Here is an 18,496-nt window from a genome sequence, read left to right on the forward strand (position 1 = left end):
CGTCCGGCGCTTGAGGACGGAACCCTGGTGGTGGGGAGTGATGGTGCCGGGCCCGCCCCGAGCGACGGTTCCGCGCGCCGGGCCGGCCCGTCAGCGCGCCCCGGAAGCCAGCGCCTCCGCCACGCCCGGCTCCTCGGGCCCCAGGAAGCGCGGGTCGGGCCGGAACAGGGCGTCCAGGGCCGCTTTGCCCGAGGCGGCCAGCTCCCGGACGCCGCCGTAGTACCAGACGGAGTCCCGGGGTTCGTCGACCCCGACGCCGTACGCGTCGATCCCGGCGGACCGGCACAGCGTGACCGCCCGGTGGATGTGGAAGCCCTGGCTCACCAGCACGGCGCGGTCGACCCCGAAGATCTTCTTGGCCCGGACGCAGGAGTCCCAGGAGTCGAATCCGGCGTAGTCGCTCACGATCCGCTCGTCGGGCACCCCGCGCCCGGTGAGGTACGTACGCATCGCGTCCGGCTCGTCGTACTCCACGCGGCTGTTGTCCCCGGTGACGAGGACGACCTTGACCTTCCCGGTGCGGTAGAGCTCGGCGGCCGCGTCCAGCCGGTGCGCGAGATACGGGGTCGGCCGCCCGTTCCACAGCCCGGCCCCGAACACGACGGCGACGTCCCGGACCGGGGCGTCGGCCGTCGTGCCCACCCGGTCACCGGCCCCCAGCCGCATCCAGGTGGCGGGCACGAGCGCCAGCACACAGACGACCATGAGCCCCTGCACCAGCCGCCGCTGCCCACGCCGGGTACGGGGCAGCCGCAGCCGGGCGACCCGCTCCCGCAGCCGGGACACGGGCCGTTCCGGCAGCCGCGGCCCGGCAACCCGCTCCCGCAGCCCGAGCCCCTCCGGCCCCCGGGGGCCCGTCGACCGCCCCAGCCGCTTCCCTCTCTCCCCGCTCGTCCCACGCACCGCAACCCCCACTCGTCCCCACTCGTCCCCGCGCAGTCCGTCCGTCGGCTGCGCCGTGCGCGCACCCGCGCCCCCACCCCACCTGACGACCGGAACACCGCAAAGGTTCGCCCGCCGCCCCGGTTGTGGCATCCGACACCGGCGTACGCACACCGCCCCCGCCCCCGCCGTGAGGCGGCGGAAAACACCGGTGACCCTCACGCAACGGCCCGGCAACCTCCGCCCGGCACCATCGGCCCATGACGGAGCCGGCCCCGGAACAGCCCCAGCAGCCACCCCCGCCGATCGACAGCACCGCGCAGCTCCTCACCCGTATCACCGACCAGCTCGGCGCACAGCTCAGCCTCGTCTCCCGGAACGGAACCCGCAGACCCATGCACCGCACCCGGTACCCCGACCGCCCCGCAGCGGACGGCGGCACGCCCGCCCCGGCCCTCGTCGCCGTGGCGCACGGCAGCCGCGATCCGCAGGCCCTGCGCACCGTGCTGGCCCTCCTGGACCGGGTCCGCGACCTGCGCCCCGGCCTCGACGTCCGGCTCGGACACATCGAGCTCAACGAGCCGCTGCTCCCGGACACCCTGGACGGCCTGCGCGGGGCCGAAGCCGTCCTCGTACCGCTGCTCCTCGGGCGTGGCCACCACGTCAAGCGCGACCTGCCCGCCGCGACCGCCGCAGCCCCTTCCGTACGGACCCGGATCGCCGCGCCCCTCGGGCCGCACCCCCTGCTGGTGGAGGCGCTGTACGGGCGGCTCGTCGAAGCGGGCTGGGACCCGGCCGACCGGGACGGCCGGCGCGCCGCCGTGGTCCTCGCCGCCGCCGGGTCCCGCGACCCCGACTCCGCCCAGGACACCCGGCGCACCGCCCGCCTGCTCGCCGAACGCCTCGGCGCGCCCGTCGTACCCGCGTACGCCTCCGCCACCACGCCCACCGTCCCGGCCGCCCTGCGCGCACTCGCCGCACGCGGACGCCACCGGACCTTCGTCGCCTCGTACTTCACCGCCCCCGGCCGCTTCGCGAGCGCCTGCGCCGACGCCGTACCGCACCGGGCCGCCGCCCCGCTCGGCGCCCACCCGGCGATGGCCCGCCTCGTCCTGCACCGCTACGACCAGGCGCGCGCCGCGGGCGCCCCCGCCGACGCGGTGACCTTGCTCGCTTCCGCCTGACATCCCGGCCCGCTCGCGCCCCGTTGTCCGTCCCGGTCGCTAATGTCGGAACCATGGACGGCACACAGGGCGCACCCGGGGCAGAACCGGCACATGGCACACCAGGCACGCAGAACGCACACCGGACCACGGGGTCGAGTCCCTACGGCCCCGCCGACACCGAGCGCTTCGACACCGAGGAGGACAAGCGGCCCGGCCGCACCGCCTTCCAGCGCGACCGCGCCCGGGTCCTGCACTCCGCCGCCCTGCGCCGGCTCGCCGGGAAGACCCAGGTCGTCACCCCCGGCACCCGCTCCCACCAGTGGGACGCCAGCCCCCGCACCCGGCTCACCCACTCCCTGGAGTGCGCCCAGGTCGGCCGCGAGCTGGGGGCCGTCCTCGGCTGCGACCCCGACCTGGTCGAGACGGCGTGCCTGGCCCACGACATGGGCCACCCGCCGTTCGGCCACAACGGCGAACAGGCGCTCAACGACTTCGCCTCCGACTGCGGCGGCTTCGAGGGCAACGCCCAGTCGCTGCGCCTGCTGACCCGCCTGGAGCCCAAGCGGTTCGTCCACGACCCGCGCACCGGCGACCTCGTCAGCGTCGGCCTCAACCTCACCCGGGCCGCGCTGGACGCCGCCACCAAGTACCCCTGGCCGCGCGGCGCGCACCCCACCGACCCGCACTCGGTGAAGTTCGGGGTGTACGCCGACGACCTCCCGGTCTTCACCTGGGCCCGTGAGGGCGCCCCCGAGGACCGCACCTGCTTCGAGGCCCAGGTCATGGACTGGTCCGACGACGTCGCGTACAGCGTCCACGACTTCGAGGACGGGCTGCACGCCGGGCACATCGACCCCAACTGCCTCTACGCCGAGCCCGAGCGCGAGGAGATCTGGGCGGTCGCCATCGGCCGTTACGTCCCCGCCGGCACCGATCCGCAGGAGCTGGCCGAGGCCCTGGACCGGCTGATCGACCAGGACTGGTGGCCGCACGGCTACGACGGCTCCGCCGTGGCCCAGGCCCGCCTGAAGGACGCCACCAGCCAGCTCATCGGCCGCTTCTGCACCGAGGCCGAGACCGCCACCCGCGCGGTGTACGGCCCCGGCCGCCTCGGCCGGTACGGCGCGGAGCTGGTCGTCCCGCGCGCCATCCGCAACGAGTGCGCCGTCCTCAAGGCGGTCGCCGACCGTTACGTGATGCAGCGCGCCGAGCAGGAAACCCTCCGCGCCGACCAGCGCATCGTCATCGCCGAGCTGGCCGCCGCCCTCACCGCCCGCGCCCCCGAGGGCCTGGAGCCGCACTTCCGCGCCCTGTTCGACCAGGCCCCCGACGACCACGCCCGCAAGCGGGTCCTGATCGACCAGATCGCCGCCCTCACCGACGCCTCCGCACGATCCCTGCACGCCGCACTCACCGCCCGTCGCGGCTGACCGGCAGACTGGAACCCGGAAGGGGCCGGACTTCCGACCACCGGGTGTGACCTGTCCGGGGCACACCCTCTTTCGCCATCACGCTGCGTGCGGGACGCTCGCAGCTGTGGGGGCGCCGCGCAGCACAGCACTGAGGAGGCATCACGTGGTCGACGCACACCAGACGTTCGTCATCGTCGGAGCGGGACTCGCAGGGGCGAAGGCGGCCGAAACACTGCGGGCCGAAGGGTTCACCGGCCGGGTGATCCTCATCGGCGACGAGCGCGACCACCCCTACGAACGCCCGCCGCTCTCCAAGGGATACCTGGAAGGCAAGGCCGACCGGGACAGCGTCTTCACCCACGAACGCCCCTGGTACGCGGGCGCCGACATCGAACTGCACCTCGGCCAGCCGGTCACCGCCCTCGACCGGTACGCGAAGACCGTGCAGCTCGGCGACAACACCGTCATCCACTACGACAAGCTGCTGCTGGCCACCGGCTCCGAACCGCGCCGCCTCGACATCCCCGGCACCGACCTGGCCGGCGTCCACCATCTGCGCCGCCTCGCCCACGCCGACCGGCTGCGCAACGTGCTCGCCGCCCTCGGCCGCGACAACGGCCACCTGGTCATCGCCGGAGCCGGCTGGATCGGCCTGGAGGTCGCCGCCGCCGCCCGCGGCTACGGCGCCGAGGTGACCGTCGTCGAGGCCGAGCCCACCCCGCTGCACCAGGTCATCGGCCCCGAGCTGGGCCAGATCTTCACCGAGCTGCACAGCTCGCACGGCGTCCGCTTCCACTTCGGCGCCCGCCTCACCGAGATCACCGGCCAGGACGGCATGGTGCTCACCGCCCGCACCGACGACGGCGAGGAGCACCCCGCCCACGACGTCCTCGCGGCGATCGGCGCCGCCCCGCGCGCCGCCCTCGCCGAGGCCGCGGGCCTGGAGCTGGCCGAGCGCGCCCACGGCGGCGGCATCGCCGTGGACGCCTCGCTGCGCACCTCCGACCCGCACATCTACGCCGCCGGGGACGTCGCCGCGGCCCACCACCCGCTGCTCGGCACCCGGCTGCGCGTCGAGCACTGGGCCAACGCCCTGAACGGCGGCCCTGCCGCCGCCCGCGCGATGCTCGGCCAGGACGTGACGTACGACCGGATCCCGTACTTCTTCTCCGACCAGTACGACCTGGGCCTCGAATACTCCGGCTGGGCCCCGCCCGGCTCCTACGACGAGGTGATCATCCGGGGCGACGCCGGGAAGCGGGAGTTCATCGCGTTCTGGCTGAAGGACCGCCGGATCCTCGCCGGGATGAACGTCAACGTGTGGGATGTCACCGAGACGGTCCAGGAGCTGATCCGGGCCCGCCAGCAGCACGACCCGGAGGCCCTCGCCGACCCGTCGGTCCCGCTGGACTCCCTGCTCTGAGACGTACGGTCGGGGCGCGGGCCACGCTGCCCGCGCCCCGGCCGTACGCCCGCCGCGACCCGGACTGTCCGAGGCCCCCCGTAGACTTCACACGTGGCTGGCAGGATCAACGACGACGACGTGAAGGCGGTACGGGACGCGGTCCCGATCGACGCCGTCGTGTCCGAGTACCTCCAGCTGCGCAACGCGGGCGGCGGAAACCTCAAAGGCCTCTGCCCCTTCCACGACGAGAAGTCCCCCTCCTTCCAGGTCAGCCCCTCCAAGGGCCTGTTCCACTGCTTCGGCTGCCAGGAGGGCGGCGACACGATCGCCTTCGTGATGAAGATCGACCACCTCTCCTTCTCGGAGACGGTCGAGCGCCTCGCCGCCAAGGCGGGCATCACCCTGCGGTACGAGGAGGGCGGCTACAACCCCTCCCACCAGCGCGGCGAACGCATCCGGCTGATCGAGGCCCACCAGGCCGCCGCCGAGTTCTACGTCCGCGCCCTGGAGAGCCCCGAGGCCGAGATCGGCCGCGCGTTCCTCGCCGAGCGCGGCTTCGACCAGGAGGCCGCCGCCCACTTCCGGGTCGGCTACAGCCCGGCCGGCTGGGACCACCTCACCCGCTATCTCCGCGGCAAGGGCTTCAGCGACAAGGAGCTGATCACCTCCGGCCTCTCCCAGGACGGCCGGCGCGGCCCCATCGACCGCTTCCGCGGCCGCCTCATGTGGCCGATCAGCGACACCGCGGGCGACATCGTCGGCTTCGGCGCCCGCAAGCTCCGCGACGACGACAACGGCCCGAAGTACCTGAACACCCCCGAGACCCCGATCTACAAGAAGTCCCAGGTGCTGTACGGCATCGACCTGGCCAAGAAGGACATCGCCAAGGCCAGCCGCGCCGTCGTCGTCGAGGGCTACACCGACGTCATGGCCTGCCACCTCGCCGGGGTCACCACCGCCATCGCCACCTGTGGCACCGCCTTCGGCAACGACCACATCAAGATCCTGCGCCGCCTCCTCATGGACAACGGCAGCGCCCGCGTGATCTTCACCTTCGACGGCGACTCCGCCGGGCAGAAGGCCGCTCTGCGCGCCTTCGAGGACGACCAGAAGTTCGCCGCCGAGACCTACATCGCCATCGCTCCGGACGGCATGGACCCCTGCGACCTGCGGCTCGTCAAGGGCGACGACGCCGTGCGCGACCTGGTCGAGCCGCGCACCCCGCTCTTCGAGTTCGCGCTGCGCCAGATCGTCGGCCGCTACGACCTGGAGACCCCGGCCGGCCGCGCCGCCGCCCTCGACGAGGCCGCCGCCGTCGTCGCCAAGATCAAGACCAGCAGCGTGCAGCGCGAGGTCGCGGTCCAGCTCGCCGGTCTCGTCGGCATCCTCGACCAGGAGTTCGTGGTCCACCGCGTCGCCCAGCTCGCCCGCTGGGCCCGTGACAAGGGCGGCGACCACGGGGACCGCGGCGGCCGGGGCGGACCCCAGGGCCGGGGCCCGCGCGGCGGCGCCCCCCAGCCGACCGCCCCTGCTCCCGCACCCGCCTTCTCCGGCCCGGCGCTCAACCTCCGTAGCCCCGCCCACCGCACCGAGCGCGAACTGCTCAAGCTCGCCCTCCAGAAGCCCGCCCTGGTCTCCCCGGCCTTCGACGCGTACGGCGTGGACGAGTTCACCGCCCCGCCCTACGCCGCCGTGCGCCGCTGCATCGAGGAGGCGGGCGGCGCCGAGCAGGGCATCGCCGACGACCGGGCGTATCTGGGCGCGGTCCTGGACGCCGCCCCCGACAACACCGTCCGCAACCTCGTCACCGAACTGGCCGTCGAGGTCTTCCACGGCCGCACCATCGACGAGACCTACGCGGGCATGCACCTCGTCCACGTCCGGCTGCGCGCGGTCGACCGCCGCATCGCCGACGTACAGAGCAGCCTCGCCCGCCTCGGCAACCACGTCGCCCCCCAGGACCTGGCCGCCGCGCAGAACGAGGTCTGGGTGCTCCAGCAGTACGCCCAGACCCTGCGCGCCCACGGCGCCGCCGCGCTCTGATCCCGTCCGCGGCCCGGGCGGGCCGGTAACCGCCCGGTGACGGACCGGAAGCAGAAAGTCCCCGCACGCCCCTCGTGACAGTCGTGTGTCGTACCCCACACTGGGGAATGTCTGAGTCATCGGAGCACGCCGGTCCGCAGGGGAACACCCGGGTCCGGACAGGCCTCCACCCCCGTCAACCGGCAGCGATCACCTGGAGGTCGCCCCCGTGCAGACCCGGACCGTGACGACCACGACCGCGCCCATGGCGGCCATCCCCGCGCAGAACAGGGCCCTGCGCCACCCGGAGACCGCAGCCGGCCCGCCCGGAAACGCACCCGAGGCAGTCATGGTGGAAGCGACGCATCTCCCCGAACCGCCGGACCCCAGGAACCGGGCGGACTCCGGCGGCCCCACCTCCGACCTGTTCCGGCAGTATCTGCGCGAGATCGGCCGCATCCCGCTGCTCACCGCAGCCGAGGAGGTCGAGCTCGCCCGCCGCGTCGAGGCCGGACTCTTCGCCGAGGAACGCCTCGCGGGCACCCCGGACCTCGACTCCCGCCTCGCCGTGGACCTGGACCGGCTGGTAGTGATGGGCCGCACCGCCAAACGCCGCCTCATCGAGGCCAACCTCCGCCTCGTCGTCTCCGTCGCCAAGCGGTATGTGGGCCGCGGGCTGACCATGCTCGACCTCGTCCAGGAGGGCAACCTCGGCTTGATCCGGGCGGTGGAGAAGTTCGACTACGCCCGGGGCTACAAGTTCTCGACGTACGCCACCTGGTGGATCCGCCAGGCCATGTCCCGCGCCCTGGCCGACCAGGCCCGCACCATCCGCGTCCCCGTCCACGTCGTGGAGCTGATCAACCGCGTGGTGCGCGTCCAGCGCCGGCTCCTCCAGGAGCGCGGCGTCGAGCCGACCGCCGAGGACATCGCCGTCGAGCTGGACCTGACGCCCGAGCGGGTCACGGAAGTCCTCCGCCTGGCCCAGGAACCGGTCTCCCTGCACGCCCCCGTCGGCGAGGAGGACGACGTCTCCTTCGGCGACCTCATCGAGGACGGCGACGCCGCATCGCCCGTCGAGTCCGCCGCCTTCCTCCTGCTGCGCCAGCACCTGGAGGCGGTGCTCTCCACCCTCGGCGAGCGCGAACGCAAGGTCGTGCAGCTGCGGTACGGCCTGGACGACGGGCGGCCCCGCACCCTGGAGGAGATAGGACGCATCTTCGGCGTGACACGCGAACGCATCCGCCAGATCGAGTCCAAGACCCTCAGCAGGCTGCGGGACCACGCCTTCGCCGACCAACTCCGCGGCTACCTCGACTGATCCGCGCCGGAGGAACCGGCCGACCCCGGCCGGCGCCTCCGCGAACCGGGGGGCGACCGATCCGCGTGCGGGAACCGGCCCACCCCGGCCGGCGCCTCCGCCGCCCGGGGCGTGACCGGTCCGCGCGAGGGGAATCAGTCCACCTCGGCCAGCGCCTCCGCGAACTGGGCGGCGTACAGCCGGGCATAGGCCCCACCGGCCGCCAACAGCTCCTCGTGCGTGCCCTGTTCGACGATCGACCCGTTCTCCATCACCAGGATCACGTCCGCGTCCCGGATCGTGGAGAGCCGGTGCGCGATCACGAACGACGTACGCCCGTGGGCCAGCCGCGCCATCGCCTTCTGGATCAGCACCTCGGTCCGGGTGTCCACCGAACTGGTCGCCTCGTCGAGCACCAGGATCACCGGGTCGGACAGGAACGCCCGCGCGATGGTGATCAGCTGCTTCTCGCCCGCGCTGACCCCGGTCCCCTCGTCGTCGATCACCGAGTCGTACCCGTCGGGCAGCGTCCGGATGAACCGGTCGGCATGCGCCGCCCTCGCCGCCTCCTCGATCTCCTCCCGGGTGACCTCGCGCGAAGCGCCGTACGCGATGTTCTCCGCGATCGTCCCGCCGAACAGCCAGGTGTCCTGGAGCACCATCCCTATCGACGACCGCAGTTCGTCCCGGGACATCTTCGCCACGTCGACCCCGTCGAGCGCGATCCGCCCGCCGGTCACCTCGTAGAACCGCATCAGCAGATTGACCAGCGTCGTCTTGCCCGCCCCGGTCGGACCGACGATCGCGACGGTCTGCCCCGGCTCCACGCTCAGCGACAGATCCTCGATCAGCGGCTTCTCCGGCTCGTAGCGGAAGGACACCTTCTCCAGCGAGACCCGGCCCTCCAGCCGCTCCGGGCGCGCCCCGTGCTCCGGGTCCGCGTCCTGCTCCTCGGCGTCCAGCAGTTCGAAGACCCGCTCCGCCGACGCGATACCGGACTGGATGAGGTTGGCCATCGAGGCGACCTGCGTCAGCGGCATCGAGAACTGCCGCGAGTACTGGATGAACGCCTGCACGTCACCGATCGACAGCGCGCCCGAGGCGACCCGCAGCCCGCCCACCACCGCGACCAGCACATAGTTGAGGTTCGAGATGAAGAACATCAGCGGCTGCATGACCCCGCTGGCGAACTGGGCCTTGAAGCCCGCCTCGTACAGCGCCTCGTTCTGCTCGGCGAAGTCCCGCGCCGACTCCTCCTGCCGGCCGAAGACCTTCACCAGGGTGTGCCCGGTGTACATCTCCTCGATATGGGCGTTGAGCTTCCCCGTCACCCCCCACTGCCGTACGAACTGCGGCTGCGACCGCTTGCCGACCTGCGTCGCCACGACCACCGACAACGGGACCGTCACCAGCGCGACCAGCGCCAGCAGCGGCGAGATCCAGAACATCACGACCAGCACGCCGACGATCGTCAGCAGCGAGTTGATGAGCTGGCCCATCGTCTGCTGGAGCGTCTGCGAGATGTTGTCGATGTCGTTCGTCGCCCGGCTCAGCACCTCACCGCGCTTGGCCCGGTCGAAGTACGACAGCGGCAGCCGCGCCAGCTTCGTCTGGAGGTCCTCGCGCAGCTGGAACACGATCCGGTTGATCACCCGGATCGACACCCGCGTCGCCACCAGCATCAGCAGCCCGGCCCCGACGTAGACCACCAGGGCGATCAGCAGGACGTTCCCCACCGCGCCGAAGTCGATGCCCTCGCCCGGGGTGAAGTCCACGGCCGACAGCATGTCGGCCACCGACCCGCGGCCGTCCGCCCGCAGCCCCTCGATCGCCTGCGCCTTCGTCGTGCCCTCGGCCATCTCCCGCCCGACGACACCGGCGAAGATCAGGTCGGTCGCCCGGCCCAGGATCTTCGGCCCGGCCACCGAGAGGCCGACGCTCACCGCCACCGCGCCCAGCATCAGCCAGAGCGAGGCCTTCTCCCGCCCGAACCGCTTCAGCAGCCGCTTGCTCGACCCCTTGAAGTCCATCGACCGGTCGGTGGGCGCGCCCCCGGCCATCATCCGTCCGCCCGGACCGGCCATTACGCGGCCTCCGCTTCCGTCAGCTGGGAGAGCACGATCTCCCGGTACGTTTCATTGCCGTCCATCAGCTCGTGATGGGTGCCGGCCCCCACGACCCGGCCCTCGTCCAGCACCAGGATCCGGTCCGCGTCACGGATGGTGGACACCCGCTGCGCCACGATCACCACGGTCGCCCCGGCCGTCTCCCGGCCCAGCGCCGCCCGCAGCGCCGCGTCGGTCGCGTAGTCCAGCGCGGAGAACGAGTCGTCGAAGAGATAGATCTCCGGCCGCTGCACCAGCGTCCGCGCGATCGCGAGCCGCTGCCGCTGACCGCCGGACACATTGGTGCCGCCCTGCGCGATCGGCGCGTCGAGCCCGTGCTCCAGGGCCTCCACGAACTCCTTGGCCTGCGCCACCTCCAGCGCGTGCCACAGCTCCTCGTCGCTCGCGTCCGGATTCCCGTACCGCAGGTTCGTCGCGACCGTCCCCGAGAAGAGGTACGGCTTCTGCGGCACCAGGGACACCGTCTTCGCCAGCAGCGCCGGATCCAGCGTCCGCACGTCCTCGCCGTCGACCAGCACCTCGCCGTCCGTCACATCGAACAGCCGGGGTACGAGCCCGAGCAGCGTGGACTTCCCGCTGCCGGTGGACCCGATGACCGCGGTGGTCTCCCCGGGCCGGGCCACCAGATCGACGTTCCGCAGCACCGGCTCCTCCGCCCCCGGATACCGGAACTCGGCCCCCCGCACCTCCAGATGCCCGTGCCGCCGCAGCTCGGTGACGGGCGCGACGGGCGGCACGACACTCGACTCGGTCCCGAGGACCTCCTCGATGCGCTCGGCGCACACCTCGGCGCGCGGCACCATCATGAACATGAAGGTGGCCATCATCACGGCCATCACGATCTGCATCAGATAGGCGAGGAACGCGGTCAGCGCGCCGATCTGCATCCCGCCGCTGTCGATGCGGTGCGCGCCGAACCACACCACCGCGATCGACGACAGGTTCACCACCGTCATGACGGTCGGGAACATCAGCGCCATCAGCCGCCCGGTCGCCACCGACACATCGGTCAGCTCGGTGTTCGCGCCCCGGAAGCGCTTCTCCTCGTACCCGTCCCGGACGAACGCCCGGATGACCCGGTTGCCGGTGATCTGCTCGCGCAGCACCCGGTTCACCGAGTCCAGCCGCTCCTGCATGGTGCGGAACAGCGGCCGCATCTTCATCACGATGAGCCCGACCGAGACACCGAGCACCGGCACGACCGCCAGCAGCACGGCGGAGAGCGGCACATCGAGCCCGAGCGCCATGATGATCCCGCCGAAGCACATGATCGGCGCCGACACCATCAGCGTGAACCCCAGCAGTACCAGCATCTGGACCTGCTGGACGTCGTTGGTGGTCCGGGTGATCAACGAGGGTGCCCCGAACCGCCCCAGCTCCCGGGCCGAGAAGGACTGCACCCGGTCGAAGACGGCGGCCCGCACATCACGCCCGAGAGCGGAGGCGGTGCGGGCCCCGTAGTAGACGGCCCCCACATTGCAGAGCACCTGGAGCACACTGACGGCGATCATGAGACCGCCGAACTCCAGGATGTAGCCGGTGTCACCCGTGACGACACCGTTGTCAATGATGTCGGCGTTCAGGCTGGGCAGATACAGGGTGGCGCAGGTCTGGAGCAGCTGGAGGAGGACCAGCAGCACGATGGGTTTCTTGTACGGGCCCAGATGGGCCCGCAGGAGTTTTATGAGCACGCGCGTCTCTCGGAATCGGCGTCAGGCAGAGGCCGACCCAGTTTCGCGTACGCCGTACGTCACGGGCGAACCGTTTTCCCCAAGCCCGGGTCAAACCTGGGGCGGGGCGCGGGCCCCTAAGGCGTTCGGGCTCACGCGGGGCGCGGGCGGGCGCCGGGCGCGCGCCCGCGCAGTGGGGGGCGACCCCTACGCGGGGTGCGGGGGCGGTGCCCCTCCGGCGCTCGGGCTTATGCGGGGCGCGGGCGCGGGGCGGGGGCGCTCCGGGGCGCGCGCAGCCGAGTGAGAAACGGCCCCTACGCGGGAGGCCGGCCGCCGAAGGCCCCGGGGTGGATCTGATCCCGGGTAGCCGCGTACTGCTGCCGGACCGCCCCGCCCACCGCCAGCTCGTCGCCGGGCTCCAGGACCTGGGCCGCCGCGCCCTGCCAGGGCGGGGGAGTGCGCGGGTCGAGGGAGCCCTGCGAGACCCCGAGGGCCCAGGCCGCCTGCCGGGCCGCGCCGATCGCCGCGTACTGGGCGGGCTGCGGCACCACGACCTGGGTGCCGAACACCGCCGGGGCCAGCGCCTGGACGGCGGGGAGCTCGGCGGCGGCCCCCAGCAGGAACACCCGCCGGACCTCCACGCCCCGACCGCGCAGGACGTCCAGGGCGTCGGCGAGCGAGCACAGCATGCCCTCGAACGAGGCGCGCGCCAGGTGCTCCGGCTTCATCGACTCGCGCCGGAGCCCGCAGAGGGTGCCGGCGGTGTGGGGAAGCTGAGGAGTGCGCTCGCCTTCCAGATAGGGGAGCAGGACGAGCCCAGAGGCGCCGGGCGTCGACTTGAGAGCCAACGCGGACAACTCTTCCAGCCCGTCCAGCCCCAGCATCTCGGCGGTGCCGCGCAGCGCCCGCACGGCATTGGAGAGGTGCACCACCGGCAGATGCATCCCGGTGGCGTCGGCGAACGAGGTGATCATCCCGCTCGAATCGGCGAGCGCCTCGTGGTGCACCGCCATCACGGACCCGGAGGCCCCCAACGACACCACGGCGTCGCCCACGGCGACGCCGAGGCCGAAGGCGGCGGCCATGGTCTCACCGGTGCCCGCGGAGATCAGCAGCCCTTCCGGGGTCATCCCGGCGGAGTCGGCGGGCCCGAGCACCTCGGGCAGCGCGGCGGAGTGCCCGAGGGCCAGCTCGACGAGGTCGGGCCGGTAGGAGGCGGACCCGGCCGACCAGTACCCGGTGCCCGAGGCCGCGCCCCGGTCCGTGGTCCGCCGGGCGGGCCGGCCCAGCAGCTGCCACACGAGCCAGTCGTGCGGCTGGAGCACGGCGGCCACCCGCTGGGCGTTCTCCGGCTCGGTCCGTGCCAGCCAGCGCAGCTTCGCCACCGGCTGCGCGGCGCTCGGCACGGCCCCGACGGCTTCGGCCCAGGCCTGCCGCCCGCCCAGCCCGTCGACGAGATCGGCCGCGGCGACCTGCGCCCGCCGGTCGTTGCCGAGCAGGGCGGGGCGTACGAGATTGCCCTGCTGGTCCAGGGGGACGAGCCCGTGCTGCTGCGCGGAGACCCCGATGGCCTGCACACCTTCGAGCAGCCCGCCGGAGGCCGCGTCGCCGAGCGAGAGCAGCCAGGCCTGCGGATCGACCTCGGCGGCCTTGGCCTCGACCGGATGGGCGGCGTACCCCTCCCGGAGCACGGCGCCCGAGTCCGTGTCGCAGACGACGATGTGAGTGAAGGCGGAAGAACTGTCCAGCCCCGCGACTATGCCCATACGGAGATTCTGCCGCACCGCGGGACTTTCCCGTAACTCACCGACGCCTCAGGGGCCCCCTAGGTATTGGTCGTCCCCCAGTCGTCCTCGAACCCGTTCTGGCTGCTGCGGTCACGCAGCGACCGGACCCGCTCGGCGACGGACGCGGGCACCTTGTCCCCGACCTTGTCGCTGACCGAGTGGTACGCCTTGCCCGCGATGTCCCGCCCGCTGTGGGCGGCGCTCTCGGCGGCGTTGCGCACGGCGGGGTTCTCCGCGAACTGCCGGGCCGACTTCTTCAACTGCTCGTAACGCTCGCGCCCGGCTCGCGTGCCGAGCACGTAACCGAGGGCCACTCCGGCGATGAACGTGAGCCGGTACCGCATGGCTGCCACCCTTCCTACGCTTGGTGCGACGTGTGCAGCCCGCCTACCCGCGAGCACCCGAGATCACCCCGGGCGATACCGATTGGCGGAGCACCCCCCTGCTTGCGCTAATGTATGTGTCGCAGCGAACGCGCGCCGCCCGGCAGCCGCCAGGCAGGTACGATTTCGAAGCAACGCAGCAATCCCCTGTAGCTCAATTGGCAGAGCAGCCGGCTGTTAACCGGCAGGTTACTGGTTCGAGTCCAGTCGGGGGAGCGCGATCCCCTGTAGCTCAATTGGCAGAGCATTCGGCTGTTAACCGGAGGGTTACTGGTTCGAGTCCAGTCGGGGGAGCGGAACGGGAGAGGACCCTTCGGGGTCCTCTTTCGCGTGCACGCCCCACCGCCCTCCGGGGCCTCGGCTGGGCCCTCGGAGCGACTCTTTCGGGTCTCCTCGATCTTCCCCGCAACCGGGCAGCACGCAGCGACGTCCTCAAGATCAGCTGAAGTCGGCCAACCGAAGCGAGAGATCGTATGACCGGCTATGCTGCGGCAGACGGTGCGCACACTTGTACGCGCCACGCCGAAACGGGGCGGTAGCTCAGCCGGTTAGAGCAGCGGACTCATAATCCGTCGGCCGTGGGTTCGAGTCCCACCCGCCCCACCCAGTTTCCCCAGGCAGAATCGTTCTGACCTGGGGAAACGTGCTTGGTGCGGCGGTTTTCCGTGTGGTGCCGACCCGCTGACGCACCGATACGTCCACAGGGGACCCGGCCTCGTCGCCAGCGGCCCTGCTCCGTTCGTTCCGCGCTACCCGCCCTGGGCGACCACCCGGGCGGCGGCCCGCCCCCACAGCCACCGGGTCAGGAGGGCGAGGAGGACGATCCAGAGGAACTGCGCGGCCAGGTGCGGTGCGGTCTCGGTCGCCGGAATACGCCCGATGTGGATCGACAGCGGGGTGTTCAGCGTGCTCTGGAACGGCAGGAAGTTGCTGGCGACACGGAACCACTCGGGGAAATACCACAAAGGCGCGTAGACACCGGAGAGCAGGTTCTGCATGAAAAGGAAGAACGTCTGCGCGGCGTGGTTGCGCAGGGTCCAGAAGCACACCAGGTCGATGAGCAGCGTCACGTAGTGCAGCACGATCTGCCCGAGCACGAGCGATGTCGCGGTCAGGGCGCCCGCCGCCGTGGAGGGCGGTGCGGTCAGGACGCCCGCGGGCCAGCAGATGAGGTACCCCGCCACGAACCAGACGTAGCCGTACAACTGGTCGCCCGTGGCACGCCACGCGTAGTACCGCGCGGGCGGGAGGGGGCGCAGGAACCAGTAGACGATGGTGCCCTGGTTGATGTGCTGCATCACTGTGTCCCGGGCCGCCTGCCGGTCGAGGCCGCGGATCCGGGTGGCCAGGACGGCCAGGACCGCGTAACTGACGGCCTGGCTTTCGTTCAGGCCTGCGCTCGTCCCCGTCGAGTCGTACAGGCCGCGCCACAGGGCGACGACCAGGACGATCTGGATGGCCAGCCGGACGGCGGTGGCGGTGAGCCTCGGCGAGGACAGCAGCTCGGCCAGCGGAGTGATGCGGCCGACGCGCCACGCGCGCGGCAACCGGAGGGGCGGGTCCGTCCTGGCGCCCGGTGGGACGCGGCCGGGCGCGGGGCCACCGGGCACGGCGGTCACCGCTCCCCGCTTCCGCCCGGGTGGCCGGCGGCCGGGCCCTCTTCCAGGTAGGCCGCCCGGATCACGTCCTCCAGATCGTTCTCCTGGATGGAGACGTCGACGACGTCGAGCGACCGTACGACGTGGCGCAGCGCCACGTGCGCGGTCGGCGGGTCCTGCCCCTCGGGCCCGAGGATGACGCGGGGGCCGTCCTGCCGTACGACCCTGACCCCGGGTATCCGCACGGCCGGGCGCTGCCCGGGAGTTCCGTCGGCGAGGGTTGCGTGCAGTTGCCATGCCTCGCCGAAGCGCCGCCGTATCCCCGCCAGGGAGCCGTCCACGACGAGCCGCCCGTGGTTGATGAGGAGGACCCGCTCGGCCAGGCGGGCCACCTCGGTCATGTCGTGCGTGGTGAGGACGATGGAGCGACCGCGCTGCTCGGCCTGATGGCGCAGGAAGCCGCGCACCTGTTCCTTGACGACGACGTCCATGCCGATGGTGGGTTCGTCCAGGTAGAGCACGACCGGGTCGTGCAGGAGGCTGGCTGCCAGGTCGCAGCGCACCCGCTGTCCCAGCGAGAGGTGGCGTACCTGGGTGTCCCAGAACTCGGAGAGTTCGAGCAGGGTGTCGAACTCCTTCAGCCGGCGGCGGAAGTCGCTGTCGGTGACTCCGTAGATGTCCCGCAGGATGGAGAAGGACTCACGGGCGGGCAGGTCCCACCAGAGCTGGCTGCGCTGCCCGAACACCGCGCCGATGTCGTGAGCGTTGCGCTGCCGGTCGCGGTGCGGGGAGCGCCCGTTCACGGAGATCTCGCCCGATGTGGGGCGGAGTATTCCGCTGAGCATCTTGATGGTGGTGGACTTTCCCGCGCCGTTGGGCCCGAGCAGCGCCACCAGCTCTCCGGCCGCCACGCTGAACGAGACGTCGTGCACCGCCACTTTGTTCACCCGCTGCGGGTTGATCAGGGAGCGCAGGGCCCCTGCGGTGCCCGGCCGGCGGGCGGTGGTGCGGAAGGTCTTGCCGATGCGGGTGGCGGTGACGATCGCGCTCAACTGTGGCTCCTCAGGGCGAAGTACGGGTCGGGCCGGTCATCCGTTGACGCCGCTGTAGCGCGTCAGGCTGCGGTTCCACAGCAGTCGGGCAGCGACGAAGGCGAGCCCGCCGACCAGGGGGGAGAGCAGACCGAGGACGGGCGACGCGGCCTCTCCCGTCAGATAGGCCGCCGGGAAGTACGCCATGAACGCGACCGGGAGGACGAACACGAAGAGGTGGTGGGCGAACTTCGGCAGGATGCTCAGCGGGTAGTTGCCGAACGTGGCGATGAGTTCCATGACCCACTGGCCCCAGGCGTATGCGGACGGATGGTGGAGCGCGGCGCACGAGATCGTGGTGACGATCGCGGCCTCCAGGAGGACCGCGCCGATGAGCGCGGCGGCCAGGAAGAGGCCCTTGCCCAGGGTCCAGTCGACGGGCGCGCGGACGACGGCGTTGAGGAACAGCACGATCCCGACGCCGAGGTCCCCGATGGCGTTGACGGGGAAGTAGGCGAGCTGGACCTGCCGGTACACGGGCATCGGGCGCAGCAGATAGGCGTCGATGCGTCCTTCCTGCACCTGGAACACCAGAGCGTCGATGCGGCCGAACACCAGCTCGAACAGTCCGTGGCTGAGCATGCGCATGCCCACGATGAGGAACACCGCTTCCCGGGACCAGCCGCCCATGCCGGGGAAACGGCCCAGGATGACCGTGGCGAAGACGATGACGGACGCCTGCCACATGATGCCCACTCCGACCTGGAGCAGGAACTCGCCGCGGTACTCCAGCCGGGCCAGGAAGGTCGCCCGGACGATCCGCCACACCACCTTGGCGGCGGGCAGCGGGGTCACCCCCCGCCCCTCGTCGGTACGGGGCAGGCCATCCTTCCCGGCCGCCTCGGGTGCCGTCCGGTCGTGGAGCTCTCCCGGCGATCCGTTCAGAGCGCCCTCGCCCGGATCAGCACGCTGTCGAACCCGGCGGGGAAGCAGGTGTCGTCCACGTCCAGCACCTCGAAGCCGGCCAGTTCCAGCGTGGCGGTGATCTCACGGATCCGGCGGGGGTAGAGGCTCAGCTGCCGGAACCACGTCGACAGCAGCTCACCGTTGCCGTCCAGTTCGTCGTACTGGAACGTGCAGGAGAGGACTCCCGACTCCTGGGTGTACGTCGTCTGCTCGCTGACCCGCAGATGGTGGCCGTCCTCGTAGTCGAAGAGGCCGTGCGTCCTCGTCAGCGGACCGGCCGCTCCGGCGAGTGAGCCGAGGTACGTGACGTCGAAGCGCGGCACGTCCAGCAGCACTTCGGCGTGCGGCGCCCCGGCGCGGCGGGCGTTCGAGAAGAGTGTGAGCAGATCCGTGTCGCCGAGCACATGGGAGACGATCTCGTTCGGCATCAGGACGACATCGGCTCCGATGCCCGCGGGGATGTCCGGCAGGATCCGGTCCAGCAGCTCGGCACGTTCGCTCAGGCCTTCTTCCTCCAAGCGCTCCCGGAAACGTCCGAGCATCTTCGGCGAGTTGTCCAGACCGCAGATCCGGTGGCCGAGCCGGGCGAACGGCAGCAGCACGTCACCGATGCCGCTGCCCAGCTCCAGTACGAGCGAGTCGGGCGGCAGCCGGTCCAACGCGGCGGTGTAGACGGGACCCACCCGAGGAGCCAGGCCGACTTTTCGTTCGTACAGGGTGGGCTCGTAGAAATCGTGCAGGCCCATGA

Annotated in this window: 14 protein-coding genes and 3 tRNA genes; 8 read left to right on the forward strand and 9 right to left on the reverse strand. The window is 71.8% G+C overall.

The window, feature by feature from the left end; translation table 11 throughout:
* Positions 1-90: 90 nt before the first annotated feature.
* Entirely contained in the window at positions 91-777 is a 687-nt protein-coding gene (locus A3Q37_RS18330) for a vancomycin high temperature exclusion protein (protein ID WP_065485901.1), read from the reverse strand.
* Positions 778-1,142: 365 nt separating this feature from the next.
* On the opposite strand from A3Q37_RS18330, the gene A3Q37_RS18335 reads away from it, so the two are divergent.
* The 5 genes from A3Q37_RS18335 (at position 1,143) to A3Q37_RS18355 (ending at position 8,208) form a co-directional block, all read left to right on the forward strand.
* Positions 1,143-2,066 (forward strand): sirohydrochlorin chelatase, encoded by a 924-nt coding sequence (locus A3Q37_RS18335; RefSeq protein ID WP_065485790.1) that lies wholly within the window; start codon positions 1,143-1,145, stop codon positions 2,064-2,066.
* A gap of 53 nt (positions 2,067-2,119) precedes the next feature.
* Positions 2,120-3,478 (forward strand): deoxyguanosinetriphosphate triphosphohydrolase, encoded by a 1,359-nt coding sequence (locus A3Q37_RS18340; RefSeq protein WP_065485792.1) that lies wholly within the window; start codon positions 2,120-2,122, stop codon positions 3,476-3,478.
* A 145-nt stretch (positions 3,479-3,623) separates the two neighbouring features.
* Positions 3,624-4,883 (forward strand): NAD(P)/FAD-dependent oxidoreductase, encoded by a 1,260-nt coding sequence (locus A3Q37_RS18345; RefSeq protein WP_065485794.1) that lies wholly within the window; start codon positions 3,624-3,626, stop codon positions 4,881-4,883.
* A 93-nt stretch (positions 4,884-4,976) separates the two neighbouring features.
* A complete protein-coding gene (dnaG, locus tag A3Q37_RS18350) occupies positions 4,977-6,908 on the forward strand; it encodes a DNA primase (RefSeq protein ID WP_065485796.1) in 1,932 nt (643 codons plus the stop codon).
* 208 nt (positions 6,909-7,116) lie between these two features.
* Positions 7,117-8,208 (forward strand): RNA polymerase sigma factor, encoded by a 1,092-nt coding sequence (locus A3Q37_RS18355; protein WP_065485798.1) that lies wholly within the window; start codon positions 7,117-7,119, stop codon positions 8,206-8,208.
* Positions 8,209-8,342: 134 nt separating this feature from the next.
* On the opposite strand, the gene A3Q37_RS18360 is transcribed toward A3Q37_RS18355, so the two are convergent.
* The 4 genes from A3Q37_RS18360 to A3Q37_RS18375 form a co-directional block, all read right to left on the reverse strand.
* Complete coding sequence (locus A3Q37_RS18360; protein ID WP_065485800.1) at positions 8,343-10,271, reverse strand: ABC transporter ATP-binding protein; 1,929 nt, start codon at positions 10,269-10,271, stop codon at positions 8,343-8,345.
* Positions 10,271-12,004, reverse strand: coding sequence for an ABC transporter ATP-binding protein (locus A3Q37_RS18365; RefSeq protein ID WP_065485802.1), 1,734 nt, complete (start codon positions 12,002-12,004; stop codon positions 10,271-10,273). The genes A3Q37_RS18360 and A3Q37_RS18365 overlap by 1 nt, the downstream gene beginning before the upstream one ends.
* A 293-nt stretch (positions 12,005-12,297) precedes the next feature.
* On the reverse strand, positions 12,298-13,749 hold the full coding sequence (locus A3Q37_RS18370) for an FGGY family carbohydrate kinase (protein ID WP_065485803.1): 1,452 nt from the start codon (positions 13,747-13,749) through the stop codon (positions 12,298-12,300).
* Between the two features lie 59 nt (positions 13,750-13,808).
* Positions 13,809-14,114 carry a hypothetical protein gene (locus A3Q37_RS18375; protein WP_006124242.1) on the reverse strand — a complete coding sequence of 102 codons (306 nt, stop codon included), beginning with the start codon at positions 14,112-14,114 and terminating at the stop codon, positions 13,809-13,811.
* Between the two features lie 182 nt (positions 14,115-14,296).
* On the opposite strand from A3Q37_RS18375, the gene A3Q37_RS18380 reads away from it, so the two are divergent.
* The 3 genes from A3Q37_RS18380 (at position 14,297) to A3Q37_RS18390 (ending at position 14,756) form a co-directional block, all read left to right on the forward strand.
* Positions 14,297-14,369, forward strand: a tRNA-Asn gene (locus tag A3Q37_RS18380).
* Positions 14,370-14,374: 5 nt separating this feature from the next.
* Positions 14,375-14,447, forward strand: a tRNA-Asn gene (locus tag A3Q37_RS18385).
* A 235-nt stretch (positions 14,448-14,682) separates the two neighbouring features.
* Positions 14,683-14,756 (forward strand) — tRNA-Ile (locus A3Q37_RS18390).
* Positions 14,757-14,902: 146 nt separating this feature from the next.
* Here the strand turns inward: A3Q37_RS18390 and A3Q37_RS18395 are convergent.
* From A3Q37_RS18395 to A3Q37_RS18410, 4 genes are all read right to left on the reverse strand, one after another.
* Positions 14,903-15,700: an ABC-2 family transporter protein gene (locus A3Q37_RS18395; RefSeq protein WP_065485805.1), complete on the reverse strand. Its 798-nt coding sequence runs from the start codon at positions 15,698-15,700 to the stop codon at positions 14,903-14,905.
* Between the two features lie 68 nt (positions 15,701-15,768).
* A complete protein-coding gene (locus A3Q37_RS18400) occupies positions 15,769-16,794 on the reverse strand; it encodes an ATP-binding cassette domain-containing protein (protein WP_065485903.1) in 1,026 nt (341 codons plus the stop codon).
* Positions 16,795-16,839: 45 nt separating this feature from the next.
* A complete protein-coding gene (locus tag A3Q37_RS18405) occupies positions 16,840-17,637 on the reverse strand; it encodes an ABC transporter permease (RefSeq protein WP_369691457.1) in 798 nt (265 codons plus the stop codon).
* 86 nt (positions 17,638-17,723) lie between these two features.
* Positions 17,724-18,494, reverse strand: coding sequence for a bifunctional 2-polyprenyl-6-hydroxyphenol methylase/3-demethylubiquinol 3-O-methyltransferase UbiG (locus A3Q37_RS18410; protein ID WP_065485807.1), 771 nt, complete (start codon positions 18,492-18,494; stop codon positions 17,724-17,726).
* Positions 18,495-18,496 lie beyond the last annotated feature (2 nt).

Origin of the sequence: Streptomyces sp. PTY087I2, from assembly GCF_001687325.1 — a bacterium.
In the GTDB taxonomy this organism is placed as follows: domain Bacteria; phylum Actinomycetota; class Actinomycetes; order Streptomycetales; family Streptomycetaceae; genus Streptomyces.